We start from the raw sequence: 16,681 nt of genomic DNA on the forward strand, positions 1-16,681 counted from the left end.
CACCACATGGCCTCGTTGCTGATCGAGCTGGGCGCGGTCCTGCTCGCGCTGGGCATCCTGGGCCGGATCGCCGGCCGGGTCGGCTTCTCGCCGATCCCGCTCTACCTGCTCGCCGGACTCGCGTTCGGGCACGGCGGCCTGCTGCCGCTGGACGCCAGCGAGGAGTTCGTTGCCACCGGCGCCGAGATCGGTGTGATCCTGCTGCTGTTGCTGCTCGGCCTGGAGTACACCGCGTCCGACCTGGTCGGCACGCTGAAGACGCAGTACCTGTCCGGGGTGGTCGACTTCCTGCTGAACGCGCTGCCCGGCGCGGCGGTCGCGCTGCTGCTCGGCTGGGGCCCGGTCGCCGCGGTGGCGCTCGGCGGCGTCACCTGGATCTCGTCGTCCGGCGTGATCGCGAAGGTGGTCGGCGACCTCGGTCGGCTCGGTAACCGGGAGACCCCCGTGGTGCTCGGCATCCTGGTGCTCGAGGACCTCTCGATGGCCGTCTACCTGCCGATCCTCACCGCGCTGCTGGCCGGCGTCGGGCTGGCCGGCGGCAGCGTCACGCTGCTGATCTCGCTCGGCACGGTCAGCCTCGTGCTGTTCGTGGCGCTGCGCTACGGCCGGCTGATCAGCCGGGCTGTCTCCTCCGACAACCCCGAGATGCTGCTACTCGTCGTCCTGGGCCTGACGCTGCTGGTCGCGGGTGTCGCCCAGCAGTTGCAGGTGTCGGCCGCGGTCGGGGCGTTTCTGGTCGGCATCGCGCTGTCCGGCGAGGTCGCACACGGCGCACGCCGCCTGCTCACCCCGTTGCGGGACCTGTTCGCGGCGGTCTTCTTCGTCTTCTTCGGGCTGAGCACCGACCCGCGGGAGATCCCGCCGGTGCTCGGCATCGCGCTCGCGCTGGCCGTGCTGACCGCGCTGACGAAGGTGTTCACCGGCTGGTACGCCGCTCGCCGGGCGGGCATCAAGCCGGCCGGCCGGTGGCGGGCGGGCGGCACGCTGGTGGCTCGCGGCGAGTTCTCGATCGTGATCGCCGGGCTCGCCGTCGGGGTCGAACCTCGCCTCGGCCCGCTGGCCACGGCGTACGTGCTGATCCTGGTCATCCTGGGCCCGCTGGCGGCGCGCTACACCGAGCCGATCGCCCGCAAGCTCACCGCCAAGAAGCCGGCCGCCGTTCCTCCCCCGGCCGACGGTCCGCTCGAAGAGCGGCTGGACGACCCGGCGAACACGGCGAGCTGATGTCGCGGACCTGCAGCACTCACCAACCGCGGCCTCCACGGCGTGGCGGGGGCAACACGCCGTGGAGCGATCAGGTTGGTGAGTGGTGGGCGTTCAGCGCGGGTGGTTGGCGCGCTGGTTGACGGCGGCGAGCTCGACGGTCTGCCGGATCCGGCGGGCCCGGGTCTCCGGCCGCTTGGCCAGCGCGATCCACTCCAGGATCCGCCGCCGGGACGACGGCGGGAACGCCTGGAAGTGCTCGGCCGCCGAGTCGTTCCGGTCGAACTGCGCCTGCAGGTCGGCCGGAACGACCAGATTCTGCGCTTCCGCGAGGCAGTCCCAGGTCCCGGTTCGCTTGGCGTGCTCGACGACCTCTTGCCCCGCCGGCGCCATCAGCCCGGCGGCCGTGAGCCGCCCGACCCGGTCGCGGTTCACCTGACTCCAGGTGCTGCGCGGGTTCCGCGGCGTGAAGCACTGGTACGTCGTCCGGTCGTCGCGCTTGATCGTCTTGCTGTCCACCCAGCCGAAGCACAACGCGTGCTCGACCGCCGCCACGTAGTTGACCGCGGCAACGCCTTCGCGGCCGCGGTGCACCACCAGCCACACCGACCGCTCCGACCGCCCGTGGGTGACCAGCCAGTCCCGCCACTCGGGCACGCTGCTGACCTGCACCGCCAGGTCGTCGGTCATGTCCGCCTTCGCCACCGCCGCCGTGCTGGTCATCGCGGTTCCTCTCCTCGCCGTCGACCACCACTCTGCCGCAGATAAGTGCTCACCCACTGAGCACTTATCCGAGCGATCTCAGAACAGCGCGTCCGCGCGCTCCAGGCTGAGCAGAGCCTGCTTGCGCGACAACCCACCCGCGTAGCCGGTCAGGTGGCCGGTGGAGGCGACCACTCGGTGGCAGGGCACGATGATGCTGATCGGGTTCTTGCCGTTGGCCAGGCCGACGGCGCGGGAGGCGGCGGCAGTCTTGCCGAGCACGTCCGCCAGTTCGCCATACGTCGTGGTGGTGCCGTACGGGATCTCGGTCAGCGCGGTCCACACCTCGCGCTGGAACGGTGTGCCGACCAGTTTGAGCGGCACGTCGAAGGTGGTCCGGGTGCCGTCGAAGTACTCGGTCAGCTGCCGGACCACCTCGGGCAGGATCGTGTCGTCGCGCGGCCCGAAGGTCTCCATCGGCGGGCGGTGACGGTGCTGCTCCATGTAGATGCCCATCAGCTCACCCTCGTCGGAACCGACCAGGGTGAGGTCGCCGATCGGGCTGCCGATCACGGCGTACGGCATGTCAGTCCTTCCTCGTCGAGGCCCACTGCGCGCGGGTGATCCGGTAGAGCACGTGCCGCTGCAACCGGTGGCCAGGCTGAATCCTGGGGTGGTCGAAGTCGCCGGCCTCGTCGTGCGTCATGCCGATCCGTGACATCACTCGCTGGGACGCGACGTTGGTGGTCGCGGTGAACGAGACGATCTCGGCCAGCCCGGCCGGGCCGAAGCCGTACGCCAGCGCGGCGTGCGCCGCCTCGGTGGCGTACCCGTTGCCCCAGGCCTCTTTCGCCAGCCGCCAGCCGACCTCCACCGCCGGGGTGAAGTGCGCCTCGAAGCGGGGCACCGACAGCCCGGTGAAACCGATGAAACGCCCGGTCTCCAGCACCTCCAGCGCCCACAGCCCGAAGCCGAGCCGGTCGAAGCTCTCGGTGGTCCGGTCGATCAGCGCATCGCTCTGCTCCCGGGTCTGCGGCGCCGGGAAGTGCTGCATCACCGCCGGGTCCGCGTTCAGCGCCGCGAACGGCTCCCGGTCGGCGTCGGTCCAGCGGCGCAGGCGCAGCCGGTCGGTGGTCAGCTCGGTCATCTCACTCCGCGGGAATCCGGTTGATGGGGTGTTCTCCGGTCGCCCAGAGGTACTGCACGGCGTACGCCCGCCACGGCCGCCAGGCCCGGGCGTGCGCGATCAGCGCTTTCGGTGCCGTCGGCAACCCGAGGTCGCGGGCGGCGTAGCGGATGCCGAGATCGCTGGCCACGAAGGCGTCCGGGTCACCGAGCGCTCGCATCGCGATCGACTCGACCGTCCACGGCCCGACCCCGGGCAGCGCGGCGAGCTGCTCGCGGGCCCGGTCCCAGTCGCTGCCGGCACCGAGGTCGATCTCGCCCGCCGCGAGCGCCGCGACCAGCGTGGTGAGCGTCGTCCGCCGGGACTGCGGGAAGGCCAGCGTCTCCGGGTCCAGCCCGGCGAGCGCGTCCATCCGCGGGAAGAGGTGGGTCAGTCCACCGGCCGGGTCGTCCACCGGTTCGCCGTACGCCTGGACGAGCCGGCTCGCGTGCGTCCGCGCCGCGGCTGTCGACACCTGCTGCCCGAGCACCGCCCGTACGGCGAACTCGGCGCCGTCGACGGTCCGTGGGACGCGCCGGCCCGGCGCCTTCGCGACCAGCGGAGCGAGCACCGGGTCCTCCGACAGCAACTCGTCGACGGCGACCGGGTCGGCGTCCAGGTCGAGCATCCGGCGGCAGCGGCTGATCGCGATCGCGAGGTCGCGCTGGTCGGTCAGCGACAGCTGACACGCGATGTGGTCGGGCGTCGGGCGGAGCGAGACGACGCCGTGGCCGTGCGGCAGTCGCAGCGTCCGGCGGTACGCGCCGCCATGCCACTCCTCGACGCCGGGAACACCGGTGGCGATCAGATGGCCGAACAGGTTGTCCGGCGTGAGCGGCGCGCGGAACGGCAGCCGCAGCGAGATCGTCCCCGGCGCTGTCGGGTGCGAGCCGCGGTGCGCCCGGCCCCGCAGCTCGGTCGGCGAGAGCGCGAACACCTCTTGGACCGTCTCGTTGAACGTGCGGACGCTGGAGAAGCCCGAGGCGAAGGCGACGTCGGCCATCTGCAGGTCGCTGGTTTCGATGAGCACCCGGGCGGTCTGCGCCCGCTGCGCCCGAGCCAGCGCCAGCGGGCCGGCGCCCAGCTCCGCCTGCAACTGCCGCTGCACCTGACGCACGCTGTAGCCGAGCTGGGTCGCCAGGCCAGGCACGCCGTCGCGATCGACGACGCCGTCGGCGATCAGGCGCATCGCGCGGGCGACCAGGTCGGCCCGGTCGTTCCACTCCGGCGATCCCGGGCTCGCATCCGGCCGGCACCGCTTGCAGGCGCGGAAGCCGGCCTGCTGGGCCGCGGCGGCACTCGGGTAGAACCGCATGTTCTTGACCTTCGGCGGAACCACCGGGCAGCTCGGCCGGCAGTAGATCCGGGTGGTCAGCACCGCGGTGAAGAACCAGCCGTCGAACCGGGCGTCCTTCGACTGGACCGCGCGCACGCACCGCTCGACACATTCGTACATGTGCTCCAGCATCGCCGCCCGCGCAGACCGGCGCTAGCGGATTTGCGCCATCAACCTGAACACGCCGGTCGGCGGAAAAACGACGCCAGGATCCCGCGGCGGATTCCCGCCAGCTTCCGACGGCGCGGGGCGCTGGACTGGAAGCCTACCGATCGAAAGGCAGGACGATGAAGGTTCTCGAAGGCAAGCTGGCGCTGGTGACCGGTGGAAGCCGCGGCATCGGGGCGGCGACCGCGGTGGCGCTGGCCGAGGCCGGCGCGGACGTGGCGCTGACCTACCAGAGCGCGGACGATGCCGCGGCCGCCGTGGTGAAGCAGATCGAGGCGCTCGGGCAGCGCGGGTTCGCCCTCCGGGCGGATGCCGCGGACTCCGCGGCGGTGGACGACGCGGTGGCGAGGGCGGCCGGCGAGCTCGGCGGCCTCGACATCTTCGTCAACAACGCCGGGGTCGGCACCAGCGGGATGATCACCGACGTGGAGCTGGCCGAGGTCGACCGGGTGATCACGGTGAACGTGCGCGGCGCGTACGTCGCGGCGCGGGCAGCGGCGTCGCGGCTGGCCGACGGCGGGCGGATGATCCACGTCGGCAGCTGCATCGCGAACCGCAACGCCGGACCCGGCATGACCCTGTACGCGCTGAGCAAGTCGGCCCTGGTCGGGATGAGCAAGGGCCTCGCCCGCGACCTCGGCCCGCGCGGCATCACGTCGAACGTCGTACAGCCCGGCCCGACCGACACCGCGATGAACCCGGCCGACGGCCCGTACGCCGCGCCGCAGCTCAGCCACCTGGCCCTCGACCGCTTCGGCACCCCGCAGGAGGTCGCCGCCGCGGTCGTGTACCTCGCCGGCCCGACCGCGTCGTACGTCACCGGCACGGAACTGACCATCGACGGCGGCCACAGCGCCTGACGAGCCGCCCCGTCGCGGGTCGACCCGCCCCCTGGGTCGACCCGCGACGGCTGCCGACCCTTGGGGTGGCGGCTGGCGCAGGAGCGTGCAAGGTTGTCGGTGGCGGCCCCTAGCTTGAGGGGATGAAGTTTTCGGTGACGTTCGGGGCTGTGGGGGCTGGGCGGGATCCGCGGGGCCTGGCGGAGTTGGCCCGGGTGGCTGAGCAGTGCGGCTGGGACGGGATGTTCCTGGAGGACTACCTGATCTACCAGGGCGACGCGTCCGCGGCGGCGTACGACCCTTGGGTCTGCTTGGCAGCGATGGCCTGCGCGACCAGCCGCATCCACCTGGGCACCACGGTGACCCCGCTCCCGAGGCGCCGCCCGTGGAAGGTGGCAGCCGAAGCGGTCGCGCTGGACCACCTGTCGGGCGGCCGGATGATTCTCGGGGTGGGGATCGGCGATCCCACCGACCCGTTCCTCGCCGACGTCGGCGAAGCAACGGATCCGCGGGTCCTGGCCGAGATGCTGGACGAGGCCCTGGAGGTCATCGACGCTTTGTGGACAGGCGAACCGGTCCACCACAGCGGACGGCACTACCAGTTGGACGGCGTGCGGTTGGCGGCACGACCGGTGCAGCGGCCGCGCATCCCGGTGTGGGTCGGCGGCAACATGCTGGTACCAGCCGTCCGCCGGCGGATCCTGCGGTGGGACGGCTCGTGCGCCTACAAAGGCCCCACCACCGCATCCCTACCGATCACCCCGGAGGACGTCGCGGCGCTGCGTGCGGAACGCGGCGACGCAGCCTTCGCCCTCAAGGTCAGCGGCGGCGACCCGGCAGCGTTCGCCGCCGCCGGCGCCACGTGGTGGGGACGGTGGGTCCCGCCGGGCCCGTTCGAGGACGCGCTGGCGGTCGTGCGCGGTGGGCCACCGCGCAACTGAGTACGCCTCCACCAAGCACGGCGGCGCGCATTCGAGTGGTGGAGCAGGCACCGTGCGAGCGAGGAGCCCGCTGGGGGCGGAGTACAACCGGACCGACCCGTTGACACAACAAATCCCCCGGGTCAGACTGCGGGGAGTTTTATCGTTCAAACACCCTGTCCGCCGAGGGGGTCGTGATGGCCACGCTCAAGCAGGTCGCGGCGCACGCCGAGGTGTCGGTGCAGACCGTGTCCAACGCGTTGAACGCCCCGCACCGGCTACGGCCGGACACCCTGGAGCGGGTCACCCGGTCGATCGAGTTGCTCAACTACCGCCCGAATCGTAACGCCCGCAGCCTGCGTACCAGCGCGGTCGAGCTGATCGGCTACTGCGTCCCCAGCTGGCCCGACGGCCAGGCGCATTTGGTGATGGACCAGTTTCTGCACGCTCTCTGCACCGCCGCCGAGAACACCGGTCGGCACATCCTGCTGTTCACCGCGCCGACTGGCCTGGACGGCATGCCGGTGTACGACGACCTGCACGCGCGCCGACTGGTGGACGGGTTCGTGCTGTCGCAGACCGAGACGCACGACCCGCGGCACGGCTGGCTGAAGGAGCAGCGGATTCCGTTCGTCTCCTTCGGCCGGGTCTGGCAGCAGACCACCCAGCCCGGCCCGTACGTCGACGTCGACGGCGCGAGTGGTTGCGCGACGGCGACGCGGCACCTCGCCGAGACCGGACGGCGGCGGATCGGTTTTCTCGGCTGGCCGCGCACCTCCGGCCTGGCCGAGGACCGGCTGAGCGGCTGGCGCCGGGCCTGCCAGCAGCTCGGCCTGCCCACCGACGGCCTGGCGGTGCACTGCCCGGAGGACACCCTCGACGCCGGCGCCGACGCGACCGCCGAACTGCTCGACGCGACCGAGCCGGTGGACGGGATCGTTGCCCTGAGCGACGTTCTCGCGCTCGGCGCGCTGCGCGAGCTCGCCCGGCGCGGCCTGACCGCCGGCACCGACGTCGGGCTGACCGGCTTCGACGACTCACCGCTCGCCTCGGTGGTCTCCCCCGCACTCACCTCACTGCGGCAACCGATGGACCGGATCGCCACCGCGCTGATCGCCATCCTCACCGCCACCCCCGGCGACGGCGCCGAGCCAGCCGCGCCGGCCGACCGACTGCTGCAACCGGAACTGGTGATCAGGGGCAGCTCAGCCCCTGGCTGATGCGACGCGTGCGAGCGCCGCGAGAAGGAGGTATCCCCGTCATGACACTCCGCCCTGTCGGACGCCCCACCCCACGACCGCCCGGCCACCGCCACCGACGCTCCGCCGCCACCGCCCTGGTCGTCGCCACCCTCCTGGCGGCCGTGTCGACGACCGCCACCGCCGGCCCGGCCACCCCGAGCCCACGCCCTGGTACCGCCCCGCCCGGCACCATCGGCACAAGCACCGCTCACCCCGACGCCGCCACCCGCGGCTCGGAATCTGCCGCCACGACAGCGCCCCGCTCCCCCACACACCAGGCCGCCCGCACCTCCGGCGTACTGGCCGAGCTCTCCGAGACGACCCGGCTCGAGGACCGCCGCTCGCTCGTGGTCGGCGACCGGGCCTACGCGATGGGCGACGCGACCGGCCGCTACCCGGCGACCGGCTGGCACACCCGCGGCGAGATGGGCGGGTTCTGGTCCCAGCCGATCAAGCTGCTCGACGGTCTGTGGTTCGGCGTGAACGGCGCCTGGCTCGGCAAGGACGTGCACGCCGCGAAGTACACCAGCGGCTACGGCTACCAGCGCATCGACTACGCCGGATCCCTCGACGTGCAGCGCACCGACTTCGTCCCCGACGGCGTGCGCGCCACGGTCGTCGGTCTGACTCTGACGTCGCCGAAGTCGACCACCGTCAAGCTCGACGTCGACGCACACTCCGAGCTGATGCCGGCGTACCCGTGGGGTGGCACCACGCCCAACGCCGGCCAGACCAACCTGCCCGACACCGGCTCGTACGCCGCTGGCGCGCTGCGCTTCCGCGACCGCGGCACCTCCCCGATCCCGAACGCCGCGCCGCACGACTACACCGCCTTCGTCGGATCGTCCCTGCGGCCGACGGCGCACGCTCTCGGCCCGAACCACCGCGGCCCGCAGGACCCGGCCGTCGTCTGCCCGGCCGACGGTACGCCGCCCCCGCGGTGCGACGACTCGGCGTTCGGCAAGGGCACCGGCGGCCGTCTCACCTACACCGTCGCGCTGAAGGCCCACCGGACGCTGACCCTCTGGTTCGCCGTGGCCGGCTCCGACCGGGGCGCTGCGGACGCCACCCGGGAGTACCGCAGGGCGATCAGCGCCCCGGAGAAGTTGCTCAAGGCAAAGTTGCGGGATCGCGCCGGCCTCGCCGCCCGGTCCGCAGTCGACCTGCCGGGCGACCGATTGCTGCAGCAGAGCGTCGAGTGGAGCAAGCAGAATCTCGCCGACTCCGTGCAAGAGGCCCGCGACCTGCGGATCCGCGACGTCAACGAGGGCAAGGACTATCCCGCGCCGGTGGGCACGGTCGGCAGCGCCCGCTGGTTCGGCGCCGGCTTCCCCGACTATCCGTGGCTGTTCGCCACCGACGGCGAGTACACCGCGTACGCCGCGGTCGCGGCCGGCCAGTTCGCCACGGCGAAGCAGCACCTGCGCTCACTGCAGCAGATCAGCGACCTCTTGAACGACCGCAGCGGCAAGGTCGCGCACGAAGTCATGCCGACCGGTGACGTCTACTTCGGCTCGAACCGGAGCGCGGGCAACACCGACGAGACGGTCAAGTTCCCGAGCACCGTGGCGCTGCTGTGGCGGTGGACCGGCGACGACCGGTTCCGCGACGAGCTGTACGACTTCAGTGTGCGCAACCTGCGCTATGTCTACCGCGCGCTGGACAAGGACAACGACGGCTGGCTCGAGGGCCTGGCGAACGTCGAGCGCAGCGGCATGGGCGCCGAGAAGCTGGACAGCACGGTGTACCTGGCGCGCGGTCTGCGCGACCTCGCCGACCTGGCCGCGTCGAAGCGCGACCGGGCGACCCAGCAGTGGGCGACCACCAAGGCCGCGGATCTGGAGAAGCGGTTCGAGACCCAGTGGTGGGTCGCCAAGGCGTTCGGCTACGCCGACTCGATCGACGACCCGGCCGATCCCGCGAACGACAACCGGCCGATCTTCCAGCGGCACTGGACCGGCGTCACCCCGATGGAGGCGGTGCTCGTACGGCCCGGCCGGCCGGACGCACCGCTGGCCTCCGCCGAGCACGCCGCGATCGCGCTCGACCAGCGCGAGAAGCCTTGTTACACAGGGCAGTTCGGCCTCTTCCACACCGGCACGGGCCCGACCGCCGACCCGGCCGGTAACCCCGGTCCGGCCTGCGACACCGTCGTGTCGGCGGTGAAGAGCGAGCGGGCGATCTTCTCGCTGAACACCTCGATCATGGCAGTGGCCGAGGGCAACTTCGGTCGGCTCGGCCGGGACCAGCAGCAGGTCTACACCACCGGCAACGCCCGGATCCAGCTCGACCCGCGGGTCTGGGAGACGCCCGGCGCGATGCCCGAGATCGCGCCGTCGCCGGACGCACCGGCGAACATCGACCGGCCGTTCACCGATCGCTCGATGTCACTCCAGGCCTGGGGCGCGTACGGCGTGCTCTGGCCGGTCGTGCACCAGCAGCTCGGTGTCGACCCTGAGCTGGGGCACCGCAGGCTGGCCGTCGTCCCGCAGCTGCCGGAGGGCCAGCAGAAGATTGCTGGAAGCAACATCCGGCTGGGACGCGGCGCCGTCGACGTGGCTGCACGCCTGGCAGGCAAGGAGTTGCGGACCGACGTTCGAGTCCACGGCCTGCAGGCAACCGTCACCGCTGGGGCCGTACTGCCCGCCGGTGCAGAGGTCGCCGCGGTCTCCCTGAACGGCCGGCGGACGGCGTACCAGGTGGTGCCGACCAGTCGGGGGACCGAGGTCCGGGTCGCCGCGCGCGGATCGTCGAGCAGCTTGCGGATCACCTTGCGCTGACCACGTGGACAGCAGCCGGTGCCGGTGGGAAGGGTCCCGCCGGCACCGGCTGTCGCGCCCGGTGGAAAATTCCGGAAAGGGAAAGATCGGGAAATGTGAAGCGGGGCCCCTCCGAGTATGAGCCGGAGGGGCCCCGCAGAGCTGAAGGAAAGTGACGTCTCCAGCTTCCCGAGACGGGTCCGTAGGGTCCGGCAGACCCCGTCACCGGTCTACCTCGGTGGGGATCCCCACCGACAGGGGCCTCGGTTTCCGCTCGACCCGCTGCTCCGAACGGAACAACGTGTCGCCCTTTCTACCGCCGCGGCGGCGGCCCGCACAACCCTTTCCCGGCAGCTGTTTCCGGCAATTCGCCACCCACCGCGTGTCGTCCACAGCGAAGGCGTGCCCGTCCACAGAAACCGTTCCAGTTATACACATGCCCTGTGCATAACCCCGCTCACCTGGGCGGGCCGGCCCTCATTCCCAGCGGAAGTAGCGCGCTGCCACCGCCACGCAGACGACGGTGACGGCCACCAGGGCGACCACGTGCTCGAAACCTGGCCAGTGGCCGGCCCACGCGTCCTGGAGGCTGGTCATGCCCGCGCCGAGCGGGGTGACGTCCCGCAGCCAGCGGATCGACTCGGGCATGAGATCACCGGGCGTCCAGACGCCGGCGAAGAACATGCTCGTGAAGAACAGGATGTTGCCGACGATGCTGGCCGCCTTGGCGGTCGAGACCAGTCCGGCGATCAGCAGGCCGATGGACAGCTGCGCGATCGAGAACAGTAGCGCGGCGAGCCCGAAGGGCAGCACCGAGCCGGGCAGGTCGGCGTCGAACAACAGCGCCCCGGCTGCGAGGATCAGCGCGATCACGAGCGCCGCGGCGACCAGGTGCAGCAGCAGCTGCGCGATCAGCAGCTTGACCGGCCGGACCGGCGTGGTCGACATCCGCCGCAGCACTCCCTTCTCCCGGTAGCCGGCCAGGATCATCGGCAGCGTCGCCATCCCGAGCAGACCGATGCCGATCCCGATCGCCATCGTCGGCAGGAAGCTGGGCGGGATGCCGTCCGAGCCGTCGTCGGCGCCGCCGATCAGCGAGAAGATCGTCAGCAGGCCGAGCGGCAGCACGAAGACGAAGAAGAGCCCGGGCCAGTCCCGGACGAACAGCTTGGTCTCGATCCGGGTCAGGGTGAGGGTCTGGCTCATCGGTCCGCTCCTTCGGAGGTCCGTCCGGACAGGGTCAGGAACGCCTCGTCCAACGTCGTCTGTTCGGTGTGCAGGTCGAGCGGTGCCAGGCCGCGCGCGGCCAGCTCGGTGACCACCGCGACCAGCAGGTCATCGTTGCCGGTGACAACGAACCGGCCGTTCTCGACGGTCACCTCGTGCACCGCCGGCAGCGCGGTGAGCACGCTGTGGTCGGTCAGCGGGCCGGGCAGCCGGAAGCTGATCCGCTGCTCCGACCGGGCCGCCGCGATCAGCCCCGCAGGGGTGTCGAGGGCGACCACCCGGCCGCCGTCGATGATGGCGATCCGGTCGCAGAGGTATTCAGCCTCCTCCATGAAGTGGGTGACCAGCAGGATCGTCACGCCGGCGTCGCGGACACCGCGGACCAGCTCCCAGGTGTCCCGCCGGGCCTGCGGATCCAGGCCGGTGGTCAGCTCGTCGAGAATCGCGATCCGCGGGTTGCCGATCAGCGCGAGCGCGATCGACAGTCGCTGCTTCTGCCCGCCGGAGAGCTTCGCGAACGCGGTGTTCTGCACCTGGGCCAGACCGAGCTGCTCCAGCAGCTCACCGGGATCCCGCGGCGCCGGGTAGAAGGAGGCGTACAGCTCCAGCGCCTCCCGGGCCTTGATCTTGTCCGGCAGCTCGCTGGCCTGCAACTGGACACCGACCAGCGAGGTGATCTCCGCCCGCCGCTTGCGCGGGTCCAGTCCGGTGACCCGGACCGTGCCGCTGTCGGGGGCGCGCAGCCCGGCGATCGACTCGACCGTGGTGGTCTTGCCGGCGCCGTTCGGGCCGAGGATGCCGAAGATCTCGCCGGACCGGACCGTCAGCGACACGTCGTCGACCGCCACGGTGGCGCCGTAGGTCTTGCGGAGGTTGCGAACGACGACCAGGTCCTGCGCCGGACCTATGTCGCGTGGGGTGCCGGGACTGTTTCCGGGCCTGTTTTCGGGCCTGATTTCGGGCATGGCGCAGCCTTCCTCGGTGCAGGTGAAGGTGAAGAACGACGGGGTGGGGGGGATCAGCCCTTGGTCGGCCGAACTCCGAACGGGCGGATCATCAGGTAGCCGAAGTACAGCCCGAGTGCGCTGACGGCGAGCACTCCCGGGACGGCCACCGCCAGCGACGGCCGGTGGTAGCCGGTGCTGGCGATCGCCTCGGCGAGCCACTGCGCGACCAGCAGAAGCTCCGCGGCGGCGGCCGGCAGCACCGTCAGCGGCAGCAGCGCGAGCCCTTTCCAGGCGCCGAAGCGGAGAAAGGTGATGCCGACCAGCCAGCCGGCGACCTCGTGCGACAGGACCAGCAGGAAGAACTCGGTGAAGATCAGCCCGACCTGCGAGGTCTCGGTGAACAGGTGCGGATTGGCCAGGGTCTGCGTCCAGCCCTGCCAGGCGTAGATCAGGTGCTCGACCTGGTAGACCAGCACCCAGAGCAGCGCCGTACCGGCCGCGGCGCCGACCAGGAAGATGCTCGCTCCCAGCGAGAACATCCGGCGGGTGATGCCGAGCGAGACCATCAGCGTGAAGAACGCCGGGGCGAGCGTGACGCCGATCGCCACCGAGAAGTACTTCGGTGACTGGGTGCCGTAGTCCCAGATCGAGTGGTCGTTGCCGTCGCTGGCCAGCTGGATGATCAGGCCGATGCCCAGGAACGACAGCACCATGATCAGCCAGTAGCCGCCCAGCATCGGGCGCATCCCGATCACCATGGCCTGCAGCACCCGGCGCAGGCGCTGTCCGGAGGTGACGCCGTTCGGCAGGGTGGCGGCCGGGCTGGTGGTCGCGGTCATCGGTTTCCCTCCTTCGACAAGGCCGGTGCGGTCAGGTGCACGAACAGGTCCTGCAGGCCGACCGGTCCGACCTCCAGCCCGGCGGACCGGGCCTTGGCCAGCAGAGCGTCGTCCAGGTCGCCCAGCACGGTGACCGACTTGGTGCCACCGAGCCGCTGCGCGGCCAGGACGGCGAGGCCGCTGGTGAGCTCGTCCACGGCAGCCGCCGGGCCGGCCAGCGACGCGCCGCGGCCGCGCAAGGTGTCGACCGGCGCCTGGGTGACAAGCCGCCCACGGTCGAGAATGACGACCTCCTCCAGCAGCGCGCTGACCTCGCTGACCAGGTGGGTCGACAGCAGGATCGTCCGCGGCACCTCGGCGTAGTCGGCCAGCAGGGCGTCGTAGAACAGCTCCCGGGACGGCACGTCCATGCCCAGGTAGCTCTCGTCGAAGATGGTCAGCGGCGCCCGGCTGGCCATGCCGAGCACGACGCCGAGCGCGGACCGCTTGCCCCGGGACAACTTCTGCACCCGCTTGCCGACGGGCACCTCGAACTTGTCCAGCAGCTCACCGGCCAGGTCGTGGTCCCAGTACGGCCGCAGACTCGCGGCGTAGTCCAGGATGCGCTTGACCGGCGCCTGGTCGTACAGGTCGCCCGACTCCCGGATCAGGCAGATCCGGCTGGTCACCACCGCGTCCTCGTACGGCGAACGCGCCGCGCCCAGGTCGCCGCCCTCGATCAGCACCCGGCCCTCGTCCGGCCGGCGGAACCCGGCCAGCAGGGCGGCCAGGGTGCTCTTGCCGGACCCGTTCCGGCCGAGCAGGCCGTGGATCTTGCCCGGGGCCAGTCGCAGGTCCAGCCCGTCCACGGCGGGGACTCCGCCGAACCGGACGGTGACGTTCTCGGTCCGTACCGCCAGGCCGCCGCTCACTGCTCCTCCTTCTGGATGTGCTCGACGATCTCCCGCAGCGGGACACCGACCGCCCGCGCCTCGGCGATCATCGGGTCGACCACCTCGGCGAAGAACGACGCACGCCGGCCGCTGCGCAGCAGTTCGCGGGCGTTCGGGCTGACGAACATGCCGATCCCGCGCTTCTTGTAGAGCACGCCCTCGTCGACCAGCTGGGCGAAACCCTTGGCCGCGGTGGCGGGGTTGATCCGGTAGAACGCCGCGTACTGGTTCGTCGACATGACCTGTTCGTCCTCGGCGAGGGCACCCGAGACGATGTCGTTCTTGATCTGGTCCGCGATCTGGAGGTAGATCGGGCTGCGATCGTCGAACACCGTGGTTCCCTCCTGGTCTCGGGCCGGCTCGCTGGTGCGTTGCGGGGGTTCGTAGGTTCATTACTTGACCAACGAACCGTAGCAGCTCCGGGGTCACCACCGTCAAGTGCCGGCCCTAGCCGCCCGCTGCGGCTCCTGCCTGCTTCTGGAGCGCCTTGCGCAGAGCCGGCGCGACCGGCCCCACCCGGACAGCCAGCTGAGCGAGCCTCTCCTTGTGCCGCTTGCGCTGCTCCTTGGGCAGCACCAGCCGCAGATCGCCCGCCGCGGCCAGTACGGCGAGCGTCGCGTCGCGCAGATCGACCCGGGTGACAAGCCGGGCAGGGCGCAGCGTGTCGAGGGCGGCGTGCAGCAGGTGCCGGCGGACGAGCGGCTGCCGAAGCGTGAGGCGCTCAGCCGGCAGCACCCCGAACCGCCGGTACCGCTCGACGTCGATCAGCCGGGCCTTCACCAACTCGTCCCGCACCGCGCCGACAGCGGCCCGCTGGTGACGCTCCACCCAGTACCGCCACCGCTTCCGCCCGGCGGCTTCGATCTCGGCCAGCATGCGTTCACTCACCGGGCTGAGGTGGAGGTGCGCCTGAGCGGAGGAAGCGCCGCCCGGCCTCGGCGTCGCGAGCACGACCCGGCCCTCCTCGTCGGCCAGGCGACCGGCGAGCTGGAGATCGACGAGCGTCGCCGCCCGGAGCATCAGCCCGAGCTTGCTGCGGCTCGCGAGCTTGCCGGTCGCGGGATCCAGAGCCAGCAGGTAGAGCCGGGCCGCGAGCCCGTCGGGCAGCGCACTTCTGCCGTGACCAACTGCTCGCGGCCGTTCGGCCGGGCCTGGTGCGCGCTCGCCGGAGCGGGGCCGCGCCGGCCGGGTGCGGCCGGCACTCCCGGCCGGGGACTGCTCGGAGTGGGAACCGCCGGACTTCGTGGGGTCGGCGCGGCGTTCGAGACGGGCGTTCATGAGTCCTCCTTGCGGGGACGGCCGGGGCGGCGCATGGTGCCGACGTCACCGGGCAACCGGCCGGCGTCGGCGAGGGCTCGGCGGAGCAGGAACTCGATCTGGGCGTTGGTGCTGCGCAGGTCGTCGGCCGCCCAACGAGCCAGCGCGTCGTGCACCGCGGGATCCAGCCGGAGCAGGATCTTCTTGCGCTCGGTGGCCACCGGCCGGCCTTACTGGTACAGCGAGCCGGTGTTCACGACCGGCTGCGCGTCTCGGTCGCCGCACAGCACCACCAGCAGGTTGCTCACCATCGCCGCCTTGCGCTCCTCGTCCAGCTCGACCACGTCGTGCTCGGACAGCCGGTCCAGCGCCAGCTCGACCATGCCGACGGCACCTTCGACGATGCGCTGCCGGGCGGCCACCACCGCACCCGCCTGCTGGCGGCGCAGCATCGCCTGGGCGATCTCCGGCGCGTAGGCCAGGTGGGTGATCCGGGACTCGATCACGTGCACCCCGGCGGCCTGGACCCGGACCCCGATCTCGGCCGACAACGTCTCGGTGATCTCGTCGGTGCTGTCCCGCAGCGACAGGCCGCCGTCCTCGGTGTGCACGTCGTAGGGGTAGGAGTTCGCGATGTGCCGGACCGCGGTCTCGGTCTGGATCGCGACGAACTCGACGAAGTCGTCCACCTCGAAGGTCGCCTGCGCGGTGTCCTCGACCTGCCAGACCACCACCGCGGCGATCTCGATCGGGTTGCCGTCGGCATCGTTCACCTTGGCGACCGCGGTCTCGTGGTTGCGGATCCGGGTCGAGATCGGCTGCCGGACCGAGATCGGGTTCACCCAGCGCAGGCCGTCGGTGCGGATCGTCCCGGCGTACCGGCCGAGGATCTGCAGCACCCGGGCCCGGCCCGGCGACACCGCCGTGAGGCCGGCCGCCAGGACCAGGGCGGCCACCAGCAGCGCGGCCGCGGCCACTCCGAGCGTCGCCTGCTCGCGGGAGATCGCGAGACCGAACAGCACCACGGCGGCCACCAGCAGCAGCACCGACAGCCCCAGCACGGGCCACCCGTTCAGATCCCGGGCAGGCCGCTCGGTCACCTTCGGCTTGGGCATCTCCACCATCACGTCGACATCGGTCGTCATC

17 protein-coding genes are annotated in these 16,681 nt (G+C 71.5%); 5 read left to right on the forward strand and 12 right to left on the reverse strand.

The window, feature by feature from the left end; translation table 11 throughout:
- Window positions 1-6: 6 nt before the first annotated feature.
- Window positions 7-1,224: a cation:proton antiporter gene (locus tag KFLA_RS29035; RefSeq protein WP_148256766.1), complete on the forward strand. Its 1,218-nt coding sequence runs from the start codon at window positions 7-9 to the stop codon at window positions 1,222-1,224.
- Window positions 1,225-1,317: 93 nt separating this feature from the next.
- Here the strand turns inward: KFLA_RS29035 and KFLA_RS29040 are convergent, their stop codons facing one another.
- From KFLA_RS29040 to KFLA_RS29055, 4 genes are all read right to left on the reverse strand, one after another.
- The gene (locus KFLA_RS29040; protein ID WP_012923410.1) at window positions 1,318-1,926 is read right to left on the reverse strand and encodes a YdeI/OmpD-associated family protein; all 609 of its coding nucleotides are present in this window, start codon (window positions 1,924-1,926) and stop codon (window positions 1,318-1,320) included.
- Window positions 1,927-2,004: 78 nt separating this feature from the next.
- Window positions 2,005-2,490: a methylated-DNA--[protein]-cysteine S-methyltransferase gene (locus KFLA_RS29045; RefSeq protein ID WP_012923411.1), complete on the reverse strand. Its 486-nt coding sequence runs from the start codon at window positions 2,488-2,490 to the stop codon at window positions 2,005-2,007.
- Window position 2,491: 1 nt separating this feature from the next.
- Window positions 2,492-3,052 (reverse strand): GNAT family N-acetyltransferase, encoded by a 561-nt coding sequence (locus KFLA_RS29050; RefSeq protein WP_012923412.1) that lies wholly within the window; start codon window positions 3,050-3,052, stop codon window positions 2,492-2,494.
- 1 nt (window position 3,053) lies between these two features.
- Window positions 3,054-4,526, reverse strand: coding sequence for a DNA-3-methyladenine glycosylase 2 (locus KFLA_RS29055; RefSeq protein WP_012923413.1), 1,473 nt, complete (start codon window positions 4,524-4,526; stop codon window positions 3,054-3,056).
- A 167-nt stretch (window positions 4,527-4,693) separates the two neighbouring features.
- On the opposite strand from KFLA_RS29055, the gene KFLA_RS29060 reads away from it, so the two are divergent.
- The 4 genes from KFLA_RS29060 to KFLA_RS29075 all read left to right on the forward strand — a co-directional run bounded on the left by KFLA_RS29060 (window position 4,694) and on the right by KFLA_RS29075 (window position 10,354).
- Complete coding sequence (locus tag KFLA_RS29060; RefSeq protein WP_012923414.1) at window positions 4,694-5,434, forward strand: SDR family oxidoreductase; 741 nt, start codon at window positions 4,694-4,696, stop codon at window positions 5,432-5,434.
- 122 nt (window positions 5,435-5,556) lie between these two features.
- The gene (locus KFLA_RS29065; protein ID WP_012923415.1) at window positions 5,557-6,354 is read left to right on the forward strand and encodes an LLM class flavin-dependent oxidoreductase; all 798 of its coding nucleotides are present in this window, start codon (window positions 5,557-5,559) and stop codon (window positions 6,352-6,354) included.
- 176 nt (window positions 6,355-6,530) lie between these two features.
- Complete coding sequence (locus tag KFLA_RS29070) at window positions 6,531-7,553, forward strand: LacI family DNA-binding transcriptional regulator (RefSeq protein ID WP_012923416.1); 1,023 nt, start codon at window positions 6,531-6,533, stop codon at window positions 7,551-7,553.
- Window positions 7,554-7,594: 41 nt separating this feature from the next.
- Window positions 7,595-10,354, forward strand: a complete 2,760-nt coding sequence (locus tag KFLA_RS29075; RefSeq protein ID WP_012923417.1) for a glucosidase family protein — start codon at window positions 7,595-7,597, stop codon at window positions 10,352-10,354.
- 456 nt (window positions 10,355-10,810) lie between these two features.
- Here KFLA_RS29075 and KFLA_RS29080 read toward each other — a convergent pair whose 3' ends face one another.
- From KFLA_RS29080 to KFLA_RS29115, 8 genes are all read right to left on the reverse strand, one after another.
- A complete protein-coding gene (locus KFLA_RS29080; RefSeq protein WP_012923418.1) occupies window positions 10,811-11,539 on the reverse strand; it encodes an ABC transporter permease in 729 nt (242 codons plus the stop codon).
- Window positions 11,536-12,525, reverse strand: a complete 990-nt coding sequence (locus KFLA_RS29085; protein ID WP_012923419.1) for an ABC transporter ATP-binding protein — start codon at window positions 12,523-12,525, stop codon at window positions 11,536-11,538. The genes KFLA_RS29080 and KFLA_RS29085 overlap by 4 nt, the downstream gene beginning before the upstream one ends.
- Window positions 12,526-12,578: 53 nt before the next feature.
- A complete protein-coding gene (locus KFLA_RS29090; protein ID WP_012923420.1) occupies window positions 12,579-13,346 on the reverse strand; it encodes a hypothetical protein in 768 nt (255 codons plus the stop codon).
- Window positions 13,343-14,257 carry an ATP-binding cassette domain-containing protein gene (locus KFLA_RS29095; RefSeq protein ID WP_012923421.1) on the reverse strand — a complete coding sequence of 305 codons (915 nt, stop codon included), beginning with the start codon at window positions 14,255-14,257 and terminating at the stop codon, window positions 13,343-13,345. The genes KFLA_RS29090 and KFLA_RS29095 overlap by 4 nt, the downstream gene beginning before the upstream one ends.
- Complete coding sequence (locus tag KFLA_RS29100; RefSeq protein ID WP_012923422.1) at window positions 14,254-14,610, reverse strand: GntR family transcriptional regulator; 357 nt, start codon at window positions 14,608-14,610, stop codon at window positions 14,254-14,256. Before KFLA_RS29100 ends, KFLA_RS29095 begins: the two co-directional genes overlap by 4 nt.
- 115 nt (window positions 14,611-14,725) lie before the next feature.
- Window positions 14,726-15,556 carry a GOLPH3/VPS74 family protein gene (locus KFLA_RS29105; RefSeq protein ID WP_012923423.1) on the reverse strand — a complete coding sequence of 277 codons (831 nt, stop codon included), beginning with the start codon at window positions 15,554-15,556 and terminating at the stop codon, window positions 14,726-14,728.
- Window positions 15,553-15,756, reverse strand: coding sequence for a type II toxin-antitoxin system antitoxin (locus tag KFLA_RS29110; RefSeq protein WP_012923424.1), 204 nt, complete (start codon window positions 15,754-15,756; stop codon window positions 15,553-15,555). The genes KFLA_RS29105 and KFLA_RS29110 overlap by 4 nt, the downstream gene beginning before the upstream one ends.
- A 9-nt stretch (window positions 15,757-15,765) precedes the next feature.
- Complete coding sequence (locus tag KFLA_RS29115; protein ID WP_012923425.1) at window positions 15,766-16,680, reverse strand: SPFH domain-containing protein; 915 nt, start codon at window positions 16,678-16,680, stop codon at window positions 15,766-15,768.
- Between the last annotated feature and the right edge of the window lies 1 nt (window position 16,681).

Origin of the sequence: Kribbella flavida DSM 17836 (genome assembly GCF_000024345.1) — a bacterium.
In the GTDB taxonomy this organism is placed as follows: domain Bacteria; phylum Actinomycetota; class Actinomycetes; order Propionibacteriales; family Kribbellaceae; genus Kribbella; species Kribbella flavida.